Annotated in this window: 2 protein-coding genes and 1 pseudogene; all 3 read left to right on the forward strand. The window is 75.1% G+C overall.

The genetic code is table 11. The features are described from left to right. A pseudogene (locus AB0N31_RS36490) lies at positions 1–537 on the forward strand (monooxygenase); the annotation flags it as partial. A 178-nt stretch (positions 538–715) separates the two neighbouring features. Beyond that, entirely contained in the window at positions 716–1,252 is a 537-nt protein-coding gene (cysC, locus tag AB0N31_RS36495) for an adenylyl-sulfate kinase (RefSeq protein WP_366062840.1), read from the forward strand. Next, the coding region (locus AB0N31_RS36500) for a phosphoadenosine phosphosulfate reductase family protein (RefSeq protein WP_366062841.1) at positions 1,249–1,472 on the forward strand (224 nt) is incomplete at its 3' end. The genes cysC and AB0N31_RS36500, both read left to right, overlap by 4 nt.

Raw genomic sequence — 1,472 nt, forward strand, 5'->3', positions numbered from 1 at the left:
ATCGGCCGGCAACTCATCCGCAACGCCCGGGCGGCGTCCCTGCTGTACCTCGGCGACGCCGACATGGACCCGCTGCGCGCCGTACTGGGCGAACTGGCCGAACACCGCGACGCCGCCGCCCACCTGGCCGGCATCGTCAGCGGGCTGGGCATCCGCTACGACATGGGGCCCGGGCAGCACCCGCTGCTGGGCCGGCGCATGCCCCCCGACCAGGTGCTGGTGAGGCCCGACGGCAGCCGGGCCCGCATCGCCGACCTGCTCCATGCCGCGCGCGGTGTCCTCATCGCCACCGACGCCGCCGCCCCGGCCGCCCGGCTCGCCCAGGACTGGGCGGACCGCGTCGACATCGTCACCGCCGCCTGGGCACCCGCTCCCGGCCCCGCACCCGAGGCGGTCCTCATCCGCCCCGACGGCTACGTCGCCTGGACCAGCCCCGGCAGCGACCACGACCTCACCGACACCCTCACCCGCTGGTTCGGCCACCCCCACCCCACCACCACCGCCCCTCCCGCCACCGCCGGCGCCCGCCCGGCCTGACCACCGCGCCCCCGCACCGCTTCGGCCGGCGGCCACCACCGGCCGAAGCACCGCGCACCGCCGGCGCCCGCCCGCCCGCACCACGGCCTTGGCCCCGCGCACGGCAAGACACCCGCACGGCACCCGCGGCCACACCCGCCGCACGCCACGACGACCACCGACCCCCCAGGAGACACCCGTGACGACCGCGGCCACCGTCTGGCTCACCGGTCTGCCCAGCGCCGGCAAGACCACCATCGCCCACGAGCTGGCCGCCCGGCTGCGCGCGGAGGGCCACCGCGTCGAGATCCTGGACGGCGACGAGATCCGCGAGGCGCTCTCCGCCGGCCTCGGCTTCTCCCGCGCGGACCGCGACACCCACGTGCGGCGCATCGGCTACGTCGCCGAACTCCTCGCCCGCAACGGCGTACTGGCCCTGGTCCCGGTGATCGCGCCGTACGCCGACAGCCGCGAAGCGGTCCGCAAGCACCACGACAGCAACCGCACCCCCTACGTCGAGGCGCACGTCGCCACCCCCCTGCAGGTGTGCAGCGCACGGGACGTCAAGGGCCTGTACGCCAAGCAGGCCGCGGGCGAGCTGACCGGGCTCACCGGGGTCGACGACCCCTACGAGGAACCCGCCTCACCGGACCTGCGCATCCCCTCCCAGCACCAGAGTGTCCAGGAGTCCGCCGCCGCGGTGTACGCCGTGCTCACCGAAAGGGGACTGTTATGACGCCGACCGGCCACCCGCAGACGGCGGACGAAGAGGGCACGCACATCCGCTACGCCCTCAGCCACCCCGACGCCCTGGAGTCGGAGGCGGTCCACATCCTGCGCGAGGTGGCGGGCGAGTTCGACAACCCGGTGATCCTGTTCTCCGGCGGCAAGGACTCCATCGTCATGCTGCACCTGGCGCTGAAGGCGTTCACGCCGGCGCCGGTGCCGTTCGCGCT

Source organism: Streptomyces sp. NPDC051051 (genome assembly GCF_040682975.1).
Taxonomy (GTDB): Bacteria; Actinomycetota; Actinomycetes; order Streptomycetales; family Streptomycetaceae; genus Streptomyces.